The organism is Alteromonas portus, assembly GCF_005117025.1.
Taxonomy (GTDB): Bacteria; Pseudomonadota; Gammaproteobacteria; order Enterobacterales; family Alteromonadaceae; genus Alteromonas; species Alteromonas portus.
On the sequence record NZ_SWCO01000030.1, the window covers coordinates 1 to 799 of the forward strand.

Below are 799 nucleotides of genomic sequence, written 5' to 3' on the forward strand. Positions count from 1 at the left end.
GCTGAAGCCGGTCCCAAGGGTATGGCTGTTCGCCATTTAAAGTGGTACGCGAGCTGGGTTTAGAACGTCGTGAGACAGTTCGGTCCCTATCTGCCGTGGGCGTTGGAGATTTGAGAAGAGTTGCTCCTAGTACGAGAGGACCGGAGTGAACGAACCTCTGGTGTTCCGGTTGTCACGCCAGTGGCATTGCCGGGTAGCTATGTTCGGACGGGATAACCGCTGAAAGCATCTAAGCGGGAAGCCTCCTTCAAGATGAGATCTCCCTGAGACTTCGAGTCTCCTAAAGGGCCGTGGAAGACTACCACGTTGATAGGCTGGGTGTGGAAGCGTTGTGAGGCGTTGAGCTAACCAGTACTAATTGCCCGTGCGGCTTGACCATACAACAGAGATGGTTACTAACGATCGGATTGTGAACGCGTCCGAGAGACGCGCAAGCTACTCGCAAGAGATCGACTTGCGGTGTATTACTACAGAATGTTTCGCCGACTTATTTGGGTTGATTGTTATCGCTGAGTACAGCGAAGGCAGACAGACAATCAAACGGTAGCGCAGGGCACAGCCCGTAAGACCAACACCAACCCAAGCCAGTTTGCCTGACGACCATAGAGTTGTGGAACCACCTGATCCCTTGCCGAACTCAGAAGTGAAACGCAACATCGCCGATGGTAGTGTGGGGTTTCCCCATGTGAGAGTAGGTCATCGTCAGGCTTCTAAATAAAAGAAAGGGCCACCCAAACGGGTGGCCCTTTTTTTATTTTGGATACGATGAACTCCTCCCACGACCTCGCAGCGCACCGCG

2 rRNA genes are annotated in these 799 nt (G+C 53.1%); both read left to right on the forward strand.

What is annotated here, in order from left to right:
• Positions 1-379, forward strand: a 23S ribosomal RNA gene (locus E5672_RS19760); the annotation flags it as partial.
• A gap of 213 nt (positions 380-592) precedes the next feature.
• Positions 593-708 (forward strand): 5S ribosomal RNA (gene rrf, locus E5672_RS19765).
• Positions 709-799: the final 91 nt, after the last annotated feature.